A 14,219-nucleotide genomic window follows, 5' to 3' on the forward strand; every position below is an offset into this window, starting at 1 on the left:
GACGGTTTGTCCTTTTTTTTGGCAGCATCTTTCCGCTGCAGCCCCGCTTCGCAAATTTTATTAAAATGTGATAGGATAATAGAATGCTACATAAGATGTCCGTAACTGGAGGTAATATAGATGAGCATTGATGCGATTTTGCAGAAAGCCCTTGATGGCAGACGATTAACTGTCGAGGATGCGGTTGCACTATATGAGAGTGATGAAGTTGAAAAAATGGGTGAGGCAGCCGATGTGATCATGAAGCGCTGGCATCCAGAGCCGATCACAACGTTTGTCATTGGTCGAAACGTAAACTACACGAATTTTTGTGATACATACTGCCGTTTCTGTGCCTTCTATCGCCCGCCTGGAAGCAAGGAAGGTTATGTTTTGGATGATGAAGTGATCTTCCAAAAAATCCAGGAAACGATCGATGTTGGAGGAACAGAGATCTTGATGCAGGGTGGAACAAATCCAAATCTTCCATTCTCCTATTACACGGATCTGCTTCGCAATATTAAAAAGCGCTTTGATATTACGATGCACTCTTTCTCTCCGGCAGAGATCTGGAAGATGGTTGAAGTCTCAGGCCTTCCGTTGGAAGAAGTCCTGAAAGAGCTGAAGGAAGCAGGGCTTGATTCGCTGCCTGGCGGAGGAGCTGAAATCCTGGATGACCGTACGAGGAAAAAAATCAGCCGTCTGAAAGGGTCATGGACTGAGTGGATCGACTGCATGAAAACCGCGAAGAAAGTCGGCCTTCATTCCACGGCAACGATGGTTATCGGTTTCGGCGAGACATTTGAAGAGAGAGCGCTGCATCTGCAGCGTGTTCGTGATGCCCAGGATGAAACGAACTGTTTTCTTGCCTTCATCTCCTGGACGTTCCAGCCCGATAACACGAACTTAAAGGGTGAGAAAACAACACCGGGTGAATATCTTAAAAATGTTGCGATCTCACGCCTGTTCCTGGATAATATCCCTAACTTCCAGTCTTCATGGGTGACAATGGGTCCAGAAGTCGGAAAGAAATCTCTGCATTATGGCTGCAACGATTTTGGAAGCACAATGATGGAAGAGAATGTGGTTTCAGCGGCAGGAACGACGCATAAGGTCAACACGAACCTGACACTGCGCCTCATCCGTGAAGCGGGCAAAATTCCTGCCCAGCGTAATACCAAGTACGAAATACTTCGTGTGTTCAATGAAGAAGAAACTGCCGAAAAAGATTTCGTCATGCAGAACTAACTAAACATTTAAAATCCCCGCCCGCTGGGTGAGGATTTTTTTTTATCATAAAATTAATTATTGGAATATTCTTATTTTTAATAATTTTGTTATAATAGGGGGGATTACATAAATTAAGGGGGAAAAAGAATGAAAAAAGTGGTGTTATTATTAACGCTGATGAGTTTGCTGGCACTGACGGCATGCGGGGGCAAGTCGACATCGACATCAGGAAGTGCATCGGGTGAGGAATTCGTAGTTGGAACAGATGCGGCATATGCACCGTTTGAGTACTTAAAGGACGGGAAAATTGTCGGATTTGATGTTGATTTGCTCAAGGCTGTAATGAAAGAAGCCAAGCTGGATTATAAACTAAAAAACACGGGATGGGAACCACTGTTTGCATCACTGCGAGATGAACAAGTGCAGGCTGGCATCTCAGCCATCACGATCAATGACAAAAGAAAACAATCTTATGACTTCTCCGCACCTTACTTTGAATCCATCAATAAAATCCTCACGAAACAAGGATCAAATATAAAAAGTGTAGACGATTTAAAAGGGAAAAAAGTCAGTGTCCAAAACGGTACAACAGGGCAGGAGGCGTTAGAGAAGAAGTTCGGGAAAGACAATGCCTCGGTAAAAAAATATGAATCCAACGTATTAGCCATTCAAGCATTGCTGAATGGAGAAGTGGATGCAGTGGTTGCAGATAACACAGTAGTAGACGAATATGCAAAAAACAATCCGGATAAAAAACTTGTCGTTGTAAATGACAAAACGAACTTTGAATCCGAATATTACGGGATAGCGCTTCCGAAAGGAAGTAAAGACAAAGCAACAGTGGATAAAGCTTTGAAAAAGGTCATTGAAGATGGAACATACACAAAAATTTATAAGAAATGGTTTAAAGTTGAACCAAACCTTGATGCACTCAAAAAATAAACCTAGCATGATGACCGGAGGAACACATGGATTTTAAATTTGACCTTATCGAAAAATACATGCCTTTTTTTATCAGAGGGACATGGATTACGATTGAAATTTCAGTCGCGAGCATTATTTTGGGCACTGTGCTCGGCCTGTTGATTGCCCTCGGGAAAATGTCTTCTGTTCAGATCATTCGGCAGCCTTTCATATGGTACATCAACTTTTTCCGGGGAACACCGCTTCTCGTGCAAATCCTGCTGATCCATTTTGCTGTGATGCCATTGTTTATGAAACCTCCTGTAGCGCTTATATCCGCGATAACAGCACTTTCTCTGAATGCTGCTGCATATATCGCGGAAATATTCCGGGCAGGTATTCAATCCATTGATAAAGGACAGACAGAAGCGGCACGTTCATTGGGGATGACACATGGGCAGACCATGAAGCATATCATCATTCCCCAGGCTTCCAAACGCATGATTCCTCCACTAGGCAACGAGTTTATCGTTCTTATTAAGGACTCTTCACTGGCAGCCATTATCGCAACGGAAGAACTGATGTATTGGGGAAGAGCGATGATGGGTGAATATTACCGTCCATGGGAGCCGTTTTTAACGGTAGCGCTGATCTACCTGATTCTTACTCTGACTTTGACACAGCTACTAAACTTTCTTGAACGCAAATATGCACTGGATTAAACCGCAGCAGGGAAACCTGCTGTTTTTTAATTAATCTTTGAAAAGAGTTCATTTTTCATGGCTTTGTCCCATATAGTGTAACATCGAGTGTTTGGGGGAGGGACAGGGTTGGCCGAACTTATTTTTGCAGATCGTGAAGAATATAACCAATTACAAAAGGAACTGACGCAGATTGCTCGATCACTTCATATAAAACCTTCCTTTGTAGAAGTAAAAAGCCGCTCGTTACTGGTAAATACCGCAGAGCATCTGGATTCTATTGTTCAGGTGCTGGCTTGTTATACTCGAAAAAAGCTGGAGGAATCGCGCATCCTTTATTTTATTGAACATTTTTTTTGTTTTACTGATAAACAGGAGCAGGCAGAGATTGCTGCGATCGCCAAGCAATTTATCGAGCAGGAGCGAGAGGAAGTGCCCGCGGTAAAAGAACTGGATACTTGCGATTATCATGTAAAGGAAGCATGGAGGAAAATATTATCCGAAAAAGAGCTGTCGTTTACCTTTGAATCGTTTGTACAGTTCCGGTTGAAGGAGTACCTTGATCTTCTTCAAGTTTACGTCGAATGTGCGATTGATGAATATAAACTCGAGCTCGAGTATCAATCTTTCATCGAACAATTGCGAAAATGTGCGGCTGATCAGCCATTTCTTACTTCAGAAATTCATGTGGCGTTCGATGGAAAATTTAAGCTGTACGATGATCAATTCAGGCGGTATAGTGAAAAGGTCCTGCAGCTCATGCATGAGCGAGCATTGGTTCTGACGAAAGAGTTTGACCTTGACGAAAAAGTACTGGGTCCGATCATGGGTTTAGCTCCGGAAGTGCTGTATTTGTACCTGGAAGAGGAAAATCATGGCATGATACATACATTGCAGAACGTCTTTCAGGAAAGACTGATTAAAAAGCCCTTGAAATTGTTTTATGCCTTCCGGAATAAATTTTTCGAAAAGATGGACGGAAGATAAGGATTGCTCTTGATTTTGCAAGACAGTATGAATATAATAATTGTATCAATTGGATACCAAAATCAGTAAAGATAAGGACAACGGATATTTTTTACGGTTTATAGAGAGAGATGCCTGAGGCTGGAAGCATCTTAACACGGAAAAATTTCTTACCCCCTTTGAACTTCAGCGGTGAAGCAAAGTAATCGCTGACGGCCCAAAGCCGTTAATTCTTGACCGAGTGCCATTGCACAATAGTGCGGTGGAACAAGGGTGGAACCACGAGTACAACACTCGTCCCTTTTTGTGGACGGGTGTTTTTTGTATTTTATTTAATTTTTGACCAAGGAGAGATAAACAATGACAGACATTAAGCTTACATTTCCTGATGGCTCTGTCCGTGAGTACCCGAAAGGAATCACTGCAGAACAAGTAGCGGAGTCCATCAGTTCCAGTCTGAAGAAAAAATCGGTTGCCGGTAAAGTAAACGGGGAATTGTATGATTTCACCCGTCCGATTGAGGTGGATGCATCCATTGAGATCGTTCCTCAAGATTCACCGGAAGGGCTTGAGATGACACGCCACAGTACAGCACACTTAATGGCACAAGCGATTAAACGCATCTATAAGGATGTAAAACTAGGTATTGGGCCTGTTATTGAAAACGGGTTTTACTATGATATTGATCTCGCAGAAGCGCTGACACCCGAAGATCTTCCGAAGATTGAGAAGGAAATGAAAAAGATCGTAAGCGAAAACCTTCCGATCGTTCGTAAAGAAGTCAGCAGGGAAGAAGCGATCGCCATCTTTGAAGGCATTAACGATCACCTGAAGCTGGAGCTTATTCGTGACCTTCCGGAGGATGCCGTAATTACAATCTACGAGCAAGGCGAATTTTTTGACCTTTGCCGCGGGCCACATGTTCCTTCCACAGGGAAGATCAAATCCTTTAAGCTGATGAGCATTTCAGGGGCATATTGGAGAGGGGACAGCGACAACCAGATGCTTCAGCGTATTTATGGGGCTGCGTTCCTTAACCAAAAAGAGCTGGATCAGCATCTTGTCTACCTTCAGGAGGCAAAAGAGCGCGATCACCGTAAACTCGGGAAAGAGCTCGATCTTTTCACCGTTTCCCAAAAAATTGGACAAGGCCTGCCCGTTTGGCTTCCCAAGGGTGCGACCATCCGCCGTATCATCGAGCGCTATATTGTAGATACAGAAGTAAGACTTGGCTATGACCATGTATACACACCTCACCTGGGAAGCGTAGAGCTTTATAAAACATCAGGCCACTGGGATCACTATAAAGAAGACATGTATCCTGCCATTGAAATGGACAACGAGCAGCTCGTTCTGCGCCCGATGAACTGTCCGCACCATATGATGGTGTTCAAGAACAGCATGCACAGCTATCGTGACCTTCCGATCCGGATAGCGGAGCTTGGCACGATGCACCGCCATGAGATGTCTGGAGCATTGGCTGGCTTACAGCGTGTTCGTTCCATGACATTGAACGATGCTCATATCTTTGCGCGTCCTGACCAATTAAAAGATGAGTTCATCCGCGTAGTAAAGCTTATTCAGCGCGTGTACAAAGACTTCGGCATTACTGAATATAAATTCCGTCTTTCATACCGCGATCCTGAAGATAAGGAAAAATATGTAAACAACGATGAGATGTGGGAAAAAGCACAGGCTCTCCTTAAAGAAACAATGGAAGATATGGATTTGGATTATGCAGAAGCAGAAGGAGAGGCGGCATTCTATGGTCCGAAGCTTGATGTTCAGGTAAAAACAGCTCTCGGAAAAGAAGAGACGCTCTCTACCGTTCAGCTTGACTTCCATTTGCCGGAGCGCTTCGATTTAACGTATAAAGGCAGCGACGGCAAAGATCACCGCCCTGTTGTCATTCACCGCGGTGTCGTTTCAACAATGGAACGCTTTGTTGCCTTCCTGATTGAAGAATACAAAGGCGCATTCCCGGTATGGCTTGCACCTGTACAGGTGCAGATTATCCCTGTATCCGCTGTTCATGAAGAGTATGCGAGAAAAATCAGCGATGAATTGCTGGAAGAAGGCATCCGCGTGGAAGTCGACAATCGTGACGAAAAGCTTGGATATAAAATCCGTGAAGCTCAAATGCAAAAAATACCGTACATGCTCGTTCTTGGCGATCAGGAAATCGCAGATCAAGCCGTAAACGTCCGCAAGTATGGTGAGCAAAAATCAGAAACTGTTTCTTTTGAAGCGTTCGAATCAAGTATACTTGAGCAAGTGAATAAAAGAGGATAGTTCAGCAGAACTGCGAAGTCCATTCGCAGTTCTTTTTTTACTTGCAATGTTCAAAAGGTTCATGTAAAATAAACTCTGTTGTGAAAAATAAGAACAGTAGTTGACAAGGTGTTCTTGTCAATGGTATATTAACTTAGGTAATTAAATAGTTGAGTTTCGAACCAAAGCAGAAGCACCCGCTTCTCACCTGTCCAACGCGTACGCAGTTGGCTGGTCGACCGAACTTTCAGAAATGATGATGAGGTAGTGTGGGTGCAGTATGCGCCGACGCTTTTTTATTTGTTTACAAAATGCTGAGTGGAACTGACTCACATAAATTCTTGGAGGTGACTTACTATTAGTAAGGACATGTCTGTCAATGAGGGCATCCGTGCTCGTGAAGTAAGACTTATCGGGGCTGATGGCAGCCAGCTAGGGATTAAAACACGTCATGAAGCTCTTGATATTGCGGCAAATGCCAATCTTGATCTTGTGCTTGTTGCTCCTAACGCAAAACCGCCGGTATGCCGAATCATGGACTACGGTAAGTTTAAGTTTGAGCAGCAAAAGAAAGACAGAGAAGCGCGTAAGAATCAAAAGATTGTTACAACGAAAGAAATTCGCTTGAGCCCTACAATTGAGGAACATGATTTTAACACAAAGCTTAGAAATGCCCGCAAGTTCCTTGAAAAAGGCGATAAAGTGAAAGCAAGCATTCGTTTCCGTGGCCGTGCGATCACGCACTCCTCAATCGGAAAAACTGTGCTTGAAAAATTGGCTAAAGAATGTGAAGACGTTGCTACGGTTGAAGTTCGACCTAAGATGGAAGGCCGGAGCATGTTCCTCATTTTAGCACCAACAACCGAAAAATAATCATTATCAGGGAGGAATCCAATCATGCCTAAAATGAAAACACATAAAGGTGCTGCAAAGCGCTTCAGAAAGACTGGTACAGGTAAACTTAAGCGTGCTCGTGCGTTTACAAGCCATTTGTTCGCTAACAAATCTACAAAAGCTAAGCGTAAACTTCGTAAAGCTAAGATTGTTACAAGCGGAGACTTCAAACGTATCCGTACACTATTGACTTACAAGAAAAAATAAGAATCGATTCACATATATCTAGGAGGGTTTTAAAATGCCAAGAGTAAAAGGTGGCTATGTGTCACGTCGTCGTCGTAAAAAAGTATTGAAGTTAGCTAAAGGTTATTTCGGATCCAAACATAAGTTATTTAAAGTTGCTCAACAGCAAGTTTTCAAATCTCTTATGTATGCATACCGTGACCGCCGTCAAAAGAAACGTGATTTCCGTAAACTTTGGATCACTCGTATCAACGCAGCGGCTCGCACAAACGGTCTTTCTTACAGCCGTTTAATGCATGGCCTAAAAGTTGCAGGCATTGACATCAACCGTAAAATGCTTGCTGAAATCGCTGTTTCTGATGAAAAAGCATTCGCTGAACTTGCTTCTAAAGCAAAAGACAGCCTAAAAGCATAAGTTAAGCACCCAAAAAGCCATTTTCCATGAAGGAAATGGCTTTTTTAATTAGATTCAGCTTTCATAGAATAAAGGAGAATTGATTGGTATGATCTACATTTATCTGGTACTTATTAATATCATTGCCTTCTGGCTGATGCATCATGATAAAGAAGCGGCAAAGGCAGGAAAGTGGCGGACGCCAGAACGCCGGCTTTGGCTGGTGGCGATCATTGGAGGTGCATGCGGCATCTGGGCCGGTATGGCACAATTCCGGCATAAAACCAAGCATCCAAGCTTTCAGATCGGGGTGCCCCTGCTCGTGCTGGCCGATCTTTTCATCGTTGCCAGGTACTTCATCTAACGATATTTCAATCCTGCTGCAGATAACGTTTATCTTTAAGGAAAAGCCTCCAGAATACATAGAAGCCAGGTGTCAGGATGGCTAAACCGACCGCATACATGATCATGAGTGAATAGAACGTTTCCTTTGCCGTAAACGCATCGTAAATGGTCAGGTTCGGATAAACAATATAAGGCAGGTGGGCCATGCCGTATCCATAGCTGGCAAAGCCGTATTGAGCAACAATGGCCAGGAGGGTAACACGCGGTTTACCCCTTGTTTGTCCGTCTTTGTTCCTCAGCCAAAGAGAACAATAGCCGACGGCAAATGCTATGAGGGAGAGGATGAACCAAATTCGTTGATCATACAGATTATCGAGCAGCCAGCCGGCTTCAGGCTGTATCACCAGCAGGGTGATCACGGCCGCCAGAAGGGTAGAAGGGCCGAGCAGCAATGCATTTCTCCTGTAGAGCTTATAGGCATCTTCCTGCTTTGAAACCTTTGAGTAATCCGCAAGAAACAAGGAAGAGAGGAACAGCTCAGACGTGAGTCCAAACAAAATGTACATATATAAAGAAGGACTCGAAAACAGCTTTCCAAGGAGAAGTGTATCTCTTCCGTTCATTCCTTCAATAAATCCGCCCTGGCTAACAGGCAGTACCGTTATTAGCAAGGCGGGAATCAAAACACCGCACAAACCGGAGATAATAAACATCGTTTTGCGGTATCCTTGAACGGAAAAGGAAAATACCATAAAAGCACTGCGAATAGAAAGCAAAAATAAGATCAGAGAGATCGGAATCAAGAGAACGGTTCCAAGTGTAAATGCTCCCTTCGGAAAGAAGCCAACGAAGGCGACAACGAGAAGGACGAGAAAGACGTTTGTAATCTCCCAGGTCGGTGAAAGGAACCGGTTCGCAATTTTTCCGGCAAAAGACCGGTGCTCGTTGTAAACCATCGCCCAGAACCCTGCTCCGAAATCAATGGATCCAAAAATGCTATAGATAAAGATAAAGGTCCATAAGACCAATATGGCAATGACTTCTTCGTTCATAATGCTCCCTCTTTCATCAATTAATAGCCAGGGTATTTTTCAAAGTCTTTGGAAACCGGGTGTCTTTTAAAGTAGCTTGTAAGAATCAGGATGGTCAGGACGCTGAGCAGCAGGTAGAGACCGATGAACAGGAGAAACAGTGGGGCAAGGTTTTCAGATTGTGTAGCCGCCTCTGCAGTGGTCTGAACTCTGTAGATCGTCCACGGCTGTCTTCCGCTGCAGCTGAATATCCACCCGAATTCGATGCCCAGCATGGATAGGGGACCTGAAAAGATTAAGATGAACAGAAGCCATTTAGGAAATGGCTTCTGTTTTCTCTTGCCGTAATACCACCAGAAAAACAGGGCGACAGCAGCCAGGGCCAGCAAAAGAAAACCGATGCCTACCATAACATTAAAGAGGGTGTGAACATAAAAAGGCGGCCAGGTCTCACGCGGGAATTCATAGAGTCCTTTAACCTCTGTATCGAACTTGCCGGCCGCGAGCCAGCTGAGCATCCATGGAAGTTCTATACCATATTTTACTTCCTCCGTCTTCGGATCAGTGAACCCTCCGATCGCAAGCGGTGCATACCGCTGGGTTTTAAATAATCCTTCAGCGGCAGCAAGCTTCTCAGGTGAATGCTCATGCAGAATCTGTGCAGAGTGGTGGCCTGAAAAACTTGAAATCAATGAAAAAGTCAAACCTACAATAAGGGCGAGTAAAAATCCCTTTTTATGATAAGCGGATTCATTCTTGGAGAGTTTTCCTCTCAGAAGCTTATAAGCTCCTACAGATGCTACGGCAAAACCACCGGTCATATAGGCGGTCACCGATACGTGGAAGGCAGATGAAAGGAAGCTTGGATTGAAAAAGGCGTCCCAGGGATGAACATCAAAAATCGTGCCGTCCTTCGTGATCTTAAAGCCGTCAGGGGTATTCATCCACGTGTTAACGGCGGTGATCAGAATGGCAGATGCTACTGCGCCAAATGCTACAAGGATCACAGAGATGATCCTGAAATACTTCGGCAGCCTGTCCGCTGCGTAAACGTAGATGGACATGAACAAGGCTTCGATAAAGAAGGCAAACAGTTCAATTTGGAAGGGGAGGGAGATGACCTTTCCTACAATCTCCATAAATCCCGGCCAAAGCAAGGACAGCTGTACACCGACGATCGTACCTGAGGGAATAGCGACACCGAGCAGCACAGCAAAAGCTTTTGTCCAGCGCTTGGCCATAATGGCATAATCATTGTCTTTTTTTACATGGTGAAGGATTTCCGCGATTACGATCATCAGGGGAATTCCAACGCCAAGAGTTGCAAAAATGATATGAAAGGCAAGAGACGTACCGAAAAAAGCACGAGCCAGCACAACTGTATCCAAATAAACCACTCCTCAAACAAATGGTTTCATGTAAAAGAAAACCATCTTTTCTAATCTTTAACTTGTCATAAAAGATATGTAAATATTCATGGATTTGGGGTAGGAAGAGCATAACTGCTCGTCTTATGTCATAAGATGGCGATAAAGGGGGGTTGAAACATGCAGCATGAGCTTGCAGAAATCCTTAATATTCTGAAGTTTGCAGGTATTTTTGCTCCTGTCTTTTTTATTCTGCTCCATATGATGAGGCAGTTTCTTTTTCTGCCTGTAGGTTTGATCTGTATGGCAGGCGGGGTTCTGTTCGGATCGGTCTATGGAACGCTCTATTCCATCATCGGCATCACCCTGTCCAGCCTGCTGTTCTACGGACTGCTGAAAAGAATGCCGAATTCACTCAACCGGTTTATGAAAATCAAGCGGAAAATCGTAGGCAAACGAATGCCGTTCTCGATCGGCCAGATTGCTATATTAAAGCTTATCCCTTTCATCCATTTTTCTCTGCTTTCCCTTTTGGTTCTGGAGATAACAAAAGGTTTTAAGGAATATACTAAAGCAAGCGTGGTGTCTAACGTTCCGCTTGCCTTCATGTATTCTACGTTCGGCCATTACATCTTTCATCTCTCCGTCGTATGGGGAATCGGAATTGCTGCCATGATGCTCGTCCTCTTTCATCTCTTGAGAACGAAAGAATGGATCGTAAAATGGGAGGATTTCTTTGAAAAAGAAAAGGGAAAAACTCCAGCCAAAAGTGCATGATCATGTGAAATCAGCCTCAGGGACACTCACCTGGGGTTTTTGTTATAATGAGCGAAAGGAGTGGATAACGTGGGTTTTAAGGAACTATTTGAAATGCAGAATCAGCTGAATGAACGGATTGTTCAGGAGCACGCTCTACATAACGAAGATTTATACGATAAGAGACTTCTCGCCTTGCTTGTCGAGCTTGGGGAGTTGGCGAACGAAACCCGGTGTTTTAAATATTGGAGTGTAAAGCCACCGTCTTCGGACAGCGTCATTTTAGAGGAATATGTGGACGGGCTGCACTTTGTGCTGTCTGTCGGACTCGATCACGGCCTGCAGGATGCGATAAAGGAAGGAACAGTTGTCAGCGAAGATCTGACGTCCCAGTTCCTGTGCCTTTACCGCACAATCAGCGAGCTTCAATGTAAAAAAGATACCCAACTGTTCAGCCGATTATTTTCTGAATACCTCGGGCTTGGACATCTCCTCGGTTTTACGGAAGAAACAATCTTCAAAGGGTATTATTCCAAAAACCAAGTCAACCACCAAAGGCAGGATGAAGGTTATTAGGCTGAAAACTGAAGTTCGTTTTCAGCCCTCGGAGCTGTAGCTAAACAATAACAAAAATCCCGGGAAGCGACACCCGGGATTCTTGTTATTTTAAGCCGTTGGATAAGGTAGAAAGCATCTCTTCCTTTTTCTGGTTGTCTGATTCTTTCCAGATCACTTCAAACAGTACGCCGAGACCAGGAAGCATTTTTTCTTCACCGCTCTGGATCGCGTCAATGATCGTACTCTCCAATTGTTCTTTGTTGTTTCCAGACACGTTGGCCAGAACTGCTTTACGGATATCGATATCCATCATTATCACCTCAAACAGATTTATTTCATAAAGTTTGTGCCTATTTCCTAGTTTTTATTAAGGGCCGATGGATTATGTATCATTTTGAAGATATAATAAAAAAAGTTGAGAGAGATTAAAGGATGGTTAGATCGGATGAAACGGATTGAATCAGAACAAAATGCTTCCATTAAACAATGGAAAAAGCTATACACAAGAAAAGAACGGGATAAATCCGGGCAATTTATCATTGAGGGGCCGCATCTTATTGAAGAAGCGATCAATCATAATGTCCAGATCGCCCATTTGATAGTAGAGGAATCATATCGCCTTCCTGCTGAATGGGAACATATGCGGCTTGATCCATGGATCGTTACTAAAAAAATAATGGGAATGCTGAGCGATACAGAACATCCGCAAGGCGTCTTGGCCATCTGCCGCATGAGCTCAAACGAACTGCAAATAAAAGCCGGCGGGAAATATCTATTTGTTGACGGCGTCCAGGATCCGGGGAACCTCGGTACGATCATTCGTACGGCCGATGCTTCGGGTCTTGATGGGGTTGTGCTCGGAGAAGGTACAGTTGATGTCTACAACAGTAAGGTCCTTCGCTCTACACAAGGATCGTTGTTTCACCTTCCTGTTGTAAAAGGAAAATTAGAAGAATGGATGGATGAGTGCAAGCAGATGGAAGTCCCGGTCTATGTTTCTGCGTTAAAAGGGGCCCAATCTCTTCATGACGTTAATTCTTCCGGTTCGTTCGCGCTCGTTGTCGGCAACGAGGGCAGCGGGGTCCGAACCGAGATTATGGTGTCTGCAGACCAGCTTGTTTATATCCCGATGTTCGGCAACGCTGAATCGCTAAATGTGGCGGTTGCGGCAGGTATCATGCTGTATGAACTTCAGAAGAACGGTCAATAACGAAAAGGAATACAGTAATAAGACAGATTGGCGATTGCACAGTCCACGAAGTTCATCTATAATAAAAACAGCTGAATGAATGAAATGCAATGATGGAGAGTAGTACATAAAAGCTCGCCGCCAAGGGAGGAAACATCTCGACTGAAAGTGTTTCTGCGGTAGAATTTATCGAATTCACTCCTGAGCAGTCGCCTGAACCGACAGTAGGGCGGACCGGACCAAGTCCGTTATGTGAACGAAGTGAACAAGTGAAGGCCTTGGCCTGAAAACTTGGTAAATCTGGGTGGTACCGCGAATCCTCGTCCCTTTTATGGACGGGGATTTTTTATTTTCAAGGCTGTCAGGCTTTGAAATGAGTCATGATTATGAGGAGGCAAATGTTATGCAGGACCGATTGCAGGCATTAAAGGAAGAGGCATTGCTGAAAATCCAGCAGGCGAATGAACTGAAAGAACTACAGGAGATTAAAGTTTCTTATTTGGGTAAAAAAGGCCCAATCACTGAAGTGCTAAAAGGAATGGGAAAATTGTCTCCAGAGGAGCGTCCAGTGATCGGCGCTTATGCCAATGAAGTAAGGGATGCCATTACAGCAGCGCTCGATGCAAAGATCAGACAGCTGGAGCAAGCAGCTATTGAAGAAAAGCTGAATAAAGAAGCGATCGATGTGACGCTTCCCGGCCGTCCGGTAAGGAAAGGAAATTCACATCCGTTAACAGCGGTCATCGAAGAAATAGAAGATCTTTTCTTAACGATGGGCTTTACCGTAGCAGAGGGTCCTGAAGTGGAGACCGATTATTACAATTTTGAAGCCTTGAACCTTCCGAAAGGCCATCCGGCTAGAGACATGCAGGACTCTTTCTTTATTACAGAGGACATTCTTCTGCGTACCCAGACTTCTCCTGTACAGGCAAGAACGATGGAAAAGCATCATGGAAGAGGGCCGGTTAAAATCATCTCTCCCGGAAAAGTTTACAGGCGGGATGATGATGATGCTACCCACTCTCATCAGTTCATGCAGATTGAAGGACTTGTCGTTGACGAGAACGTCCGATTGAGCGATTTAAAAGGTGTGCTCGAAACCTTCGCGAAAAAAATGTTCGGTGAGGATCGCAAAATTCGATTGCGTCCGAGCTTCTTCCCGTTCACTGAGCCTTCCGTTGAAATGGACATTTCCTGTTTTAAATGTGGCGGGAAAGGCTGTTCGATCTGTAAGCATACGGGATGGATCGAGATCCTCGGAGCCGGTATGGTGCATCCGAACGTATTGGAGATGGCTGGCTTTGACTCTAAGAAATACACAGGGTTTGCATTTGGAATGGGCCCAGAACGGATCGCCATGCTCAAGTACGGCATCGATGATATCCGTCATTTTTACACCAATGATCTTCGTTTCTTAAAACAATTCAAAAAGGCATAAGGAGGGGAACC

At 44.2% G+C, this 14,219-nt stretch carries 16 protein-coding genes and 3 other annotated features; of the genes, 13 read left to right on the forward strand and 3 right to left on the reverse strand.

What is annotated here, in order from left to right; genetic code table 11:
• The first annotated feature begins 120 nt into the window (after nucleotides 1-120).
• The 9 genes from mqnC to QYF49_RS06360 all read left to right on the forward strand — a co-directional run bounded on the left by mqnC (nucleotide 121) and on the right by QYF49_RS06360 (nucleotide 7,888).
• The gene (mqnC, locus tag QYF49_RS06320; protein WP_290398747.1) at nucleotides 121-1,227 is read left to right on the forward strand and encodes a cyclic dehypoxanthinyl futalosine synthase; all 1,107 of its coding nucleotides are present in this window, start codon (nucleotides 121-123) and stop codon (nucleotides 1,225-1,227) included.
• 129 nt (nucleotides 1,228-1,356) lie between these two features.
• Entirely contained in the window at nucleotides 1,357-2,151 is a 795-nt protein-coding gene (locus tag QYF49_RS06325; protein ID WP_290398748.1) for a basic amino acid ABC transporter substrate-binding protein, read from the forward strand.
• Nucleotides 2,152-2,177: 26 nt separating this feature from the next.
• A complete protein-coding gene (locus QYF49_RS06330; RefSeq protein ID WP_290398749.1) occupies nucleotides 2,178-2,834 on the forward strand; it encodes an amino acid ABC transporter permease in 657 nt (218 codons plus the stop codon).
• Between the two features lie 108 nt (nucleotides 2,835-2,942).
• The gene (gene ytxC, locus QYF49_RS06335) at nucleotides 2,943-3,800 is read left to right on the forward strand and encodes a sporulation protein YtxC (RefSeq protein WP_290398750.1); all 858 of its coding nucleotides are present in this window, start codon (nucleotides 2,943-2,945) and stop codon (nucleotides 3,798-3,800) included.
• 59 nt (nucleotides 3,801-3,859) lie between these two features.
• Nucleotides 3,860-4,084: a binding site (T-box leader), on the forward strand.
• A gap of 55 nt (nucleotides 4,085-4,139) precedes the next feature.
• Entirely contained in the window at nucleotides 4,140-6,071 is a 1,932-nt protein-coding gene (gene thrS, locus QYF49_RS06340) for a threonine--tRNA ligase (RefSeq protein WP_290398751.1), read from the forward strand.
• A 158-nt stretch (nucleotides 6,072-6,229) separates the two neighbouring features.
• Nucleotides 6,230-6,354 (forward strand) — a sequence feature (ribosomal protein L20 leader region).
• Between the two features lie 65 nt (nucleotides 6,355-6,419).
• Nucleotides 6,420-6,923, forward strand: a complete 504-nt coding sequence (infC, locus tag QYF49_RS06345) for a translation initiation factor IF-3 (RefSeq protein WP_290398752.1) — start codon at nucleotides 6,420-6,422, stop codon at nucleotides 6,921-6,923.
• A 24-nt stretch (nucleotides 6,924-6,947) separates the two neighbouring features.
• The gene (gene rpmI / locus QYF49_RS06350; protein WP_290398753.1) at nucleotides 6,948-7,151 is read left to right on the forward strand and encodes a 50S ribosomal protein L35; all 204 of its coding nucleotides are present in this window, start codon (nucleotides 6,948-6,950) and stop codon (nucleotides 7,149-7,151) included.
• A gap of 34 nt (nucleotides 7,152-7,185) precedes the next feature.
• Nucleotides 7,186-7,545, forward strand: coding sequence for a 50S ribosomal protein L20 (gene rplT, locus QYF49_RS06355; RefSeq protein WP_290398754.1), 360 nt, complete (start codon nucleotides 7,186-7,188; stop codon nucleotides 7,543-7,545).
• Between the two features lie 88 nt (nucleotides 7,546-7,633).
• Complete coding sequence (locus tag QYF49_RS06360) at nucleotides 7,634-7,888, forward strand: DUF1294 domain-containing protein (protein ID WP_290398755.1); 255 nt, start codon at nucleotides 7,634-7,636, stop codon at nucleotides 7,886-7,888.
• Nucleotides 7,889-7,895: 7 nt separating this feature from the next.
• Here the strand turns inward: QYF49_RS06360 and QYF49_RS06365 are convergent, their stop codons facing one another.
• Nucleotides 7,896-8,921, reverse strand: a complete 1,026-nt coding sequence (locus tag QYF49_RS06365; RefSeq protein ID WP_290398756.1) for a cytochrome d ubiquinol oxidase subunit II — start codon at nucleotides 8,919-8,921, stop codon at nucleotides 7,896-7,898.
• Nucleotides 8,922-8,941: 20 nt separating this feature from the next.
• Nucleotides 8,942-10,288 carry a cytochrome ubiquinol oxidase subunit I gene (locus QYF49_RS06370; protein WP_290398757.1) on the reverse strand — a complete coding sequence of 449 codons (1,347 nt, stop codon included), beginning with the start codon at nucleotides 10,286-10,288 and terminating at the stop codon, nucleotides 8,942-8,944.
• Between the two features lie 159 nt (nucleotides 10,289-10,447).
• Here QYF49_RS06370 and QYF49_RS06375 point away from each other — a divergent pair, with 159 nt between their 5' ends.
• Both QYF49_RS06375 and QYF49_RS06380 read left to right on the forward strand, forming a co-directional pair.
• Nucleotides 10,448-11,044: a TVP38/TMEM64 family protein gene (locus tag QYF49_RS06375; RefSeq protein WP_290398758.1), complete on the forward strand. Its 597-nt coding sequence runs from the start codon at nucleotides 10,448-10,450 to the stop codon at nucleotides 11,042-11,044.
• A gap of 69 nt (nucleotides 11,045-11,113) precedes the next feature.
• Nucleotides 11,114-11,599 carry a dUTP diphosphatase gene (locus QYF49_RS06380; RefSeq protein WP_290398759.1) on the forward strand — a complete coding sequence of 162 codons (486 nt, stop codon included), beginning with the start codon at nucleotides 11,114-11,116 and terminating at the stop codon, nucleotides 11,597-11,599.
• Nucleotides 11,600-11,684: 85 nt separating this feature from the next.
• Here QYF49_RS06380 and sspI read toward each other — a convergent pair whose 3' ends face one another.
• Nucleotides 11,685-11,891: a small acid-soluble spore protein SspI gene (sspI, locus tag QYF49_RS06385; RefSeq protein WP_290399065.1), complete on the reverse strand. Its 207-nt coding sequence runs from the start codon at nucleotides 11,889-11,891 to the stop codon at nucleotides 11,685-11,687.
• A gap of 135 nt (nucleotides 11,892-12,026) precedes the next feature.
• On the opposite strand from sspI, the gene QYF49_RS06390 reads away from it, so the two are divergent.
• Nucleotides 12,027-12,791, forward strand: coding sequence for a TrmH family RNA methyltransferase (locus tag QYF49_RS06390; protein WP_290398760.1), 765 nt, complete (start codon nucleotides 12,027-12,029; stop codon nucleotides 12,789-12,791).
• Between the two features lie 80 nt (nucleotides 12,792-12,871).
• Nucleotides 12,872-13,101, forward strand: a binding site (T-box leader).
• A 72-nt stretch (nucleotides 13,102-13,173) separates the two neighbouring features.
• Nucleotides 13,174-14,208: a phenylalanine--tRNA ligase subunit alpha gene (gene pheS / locus QYF49_RS06395; RefSeq protein ID WP_290398761.1), complete on the forward strand. Its 1,035-nt coding sequence runs from the start codon at nucleotides 13,174-13,176 to the stop codon at nucleotides 14,206-14,208.
• The last annotated feature ends 11 nt before the right edge of the window (nucleotides 14,209-14,219 follow it).

The sequence above is a fragment of the Fictibacillus terranigra genome (assembly GCF_030412265.1).
GTDB classification, from domain to species: domain Bacteria; phylum Bacillota; class Bacilli; order Bacillales; family Fictibacillaceae; genus Fictibacillus_C; species Fictibacillus_C terrinigri.

What these genes read in the sequence shown, in the direction of transcription:
- thrS (WP_290398751.1), top strand. Translation starts at nt 4,140, where the DNA reads ATGACAGACATTAAGCTTACATTTCCTGATGGCTCTGTCCGTGAGTAC.
- QYF49_RS06390 (WP_290398760.1), top strand. Translation starts at nt 12,027, where the DNA reads ATGAAACGGATTGAATCAGAACAAAATGCTTCCATTAAACAATGGAAA.
- QYF49_RS06360 (WP_290398755.1), top strand. Translation starts at nt 7,634, where the DNA reads ATGATCTACATTTATCTGGTACTTATTAATATCATTGCCTTCTGGCTG.
- rpmI (WP_290398753.1), top strand. Translation starts at nt 6,948, where the DNA reads ATGCCTAAAATGAAAACACATAAAGGTGCTGCAAAGCGCTTCAGAAAG.
- infC (WP_290398752.1), top strand. Translation starts at nt 6,420, where the DNA reads ATGTCTGTCAATGAGGGCATCCGTGCTCGTGAAGTAAGACTTATCGGG.
- pheS (WP_290398761.1), top strand. Translation starts at nt 13,174, where the DNA reads ATGCAGGACCGATTGCAGGCATTAAAGGAAGAGGCATTGCTGAAAATC.
- QYF49_RS06375 (WP_290398758.1), top strand. Translation starts at nt 10,448, where the DNA reads ATGCAGCATGAGCTTGCAGAAATCCTTAATATTCTGAAGTTTGCAGGT.
- sspI (WP_290399065.1), bottom strand. Translation starts at nt 11,891, where the DNA reads ATGGATATCGATATCCGTAAAGCAGTTCTGGCCAACGTGTCTGGAAAC.
- QYF49_RS06325 (WP_290398748.1), top strand. Translation starts at nt 1,357, where the DNA reads ATGAAAAAAGTGGTGTTATTATTAACGCTGATGAGTTTGCTGGCACTG.
- QYF49_RS06365 (WP_290398756.1), bottom strand. Translation starts at nt 8,921, where the DNA reads ATGAACGAAGAAGTCATTGCCATATTGGTCTTATGGACCTTTATCTTT.
- rplT (WP_290398754.1), top strand. Translation starts at nt 7,186, where the DNA reads ATGCCAAGAGTAAAAGGTGGCTATGTGTCACGTCGTCGTCGTAAAAAA.
- QYF49_RS06330 (WP_290398749.1), top strand. Translation starts at nt 2,178, where the DNA reads ATGGATTTTAAATTTGACCTTATCGAAAAATACATGCCTTTTTTTATC.
- mqnC (WP_290398747.1), top strand. Translation starts at nt 121, where the DNA reads ATGAGCATTGATGCGATTTTGCAGAAAGCCCTTGATGGCAGACGATTA.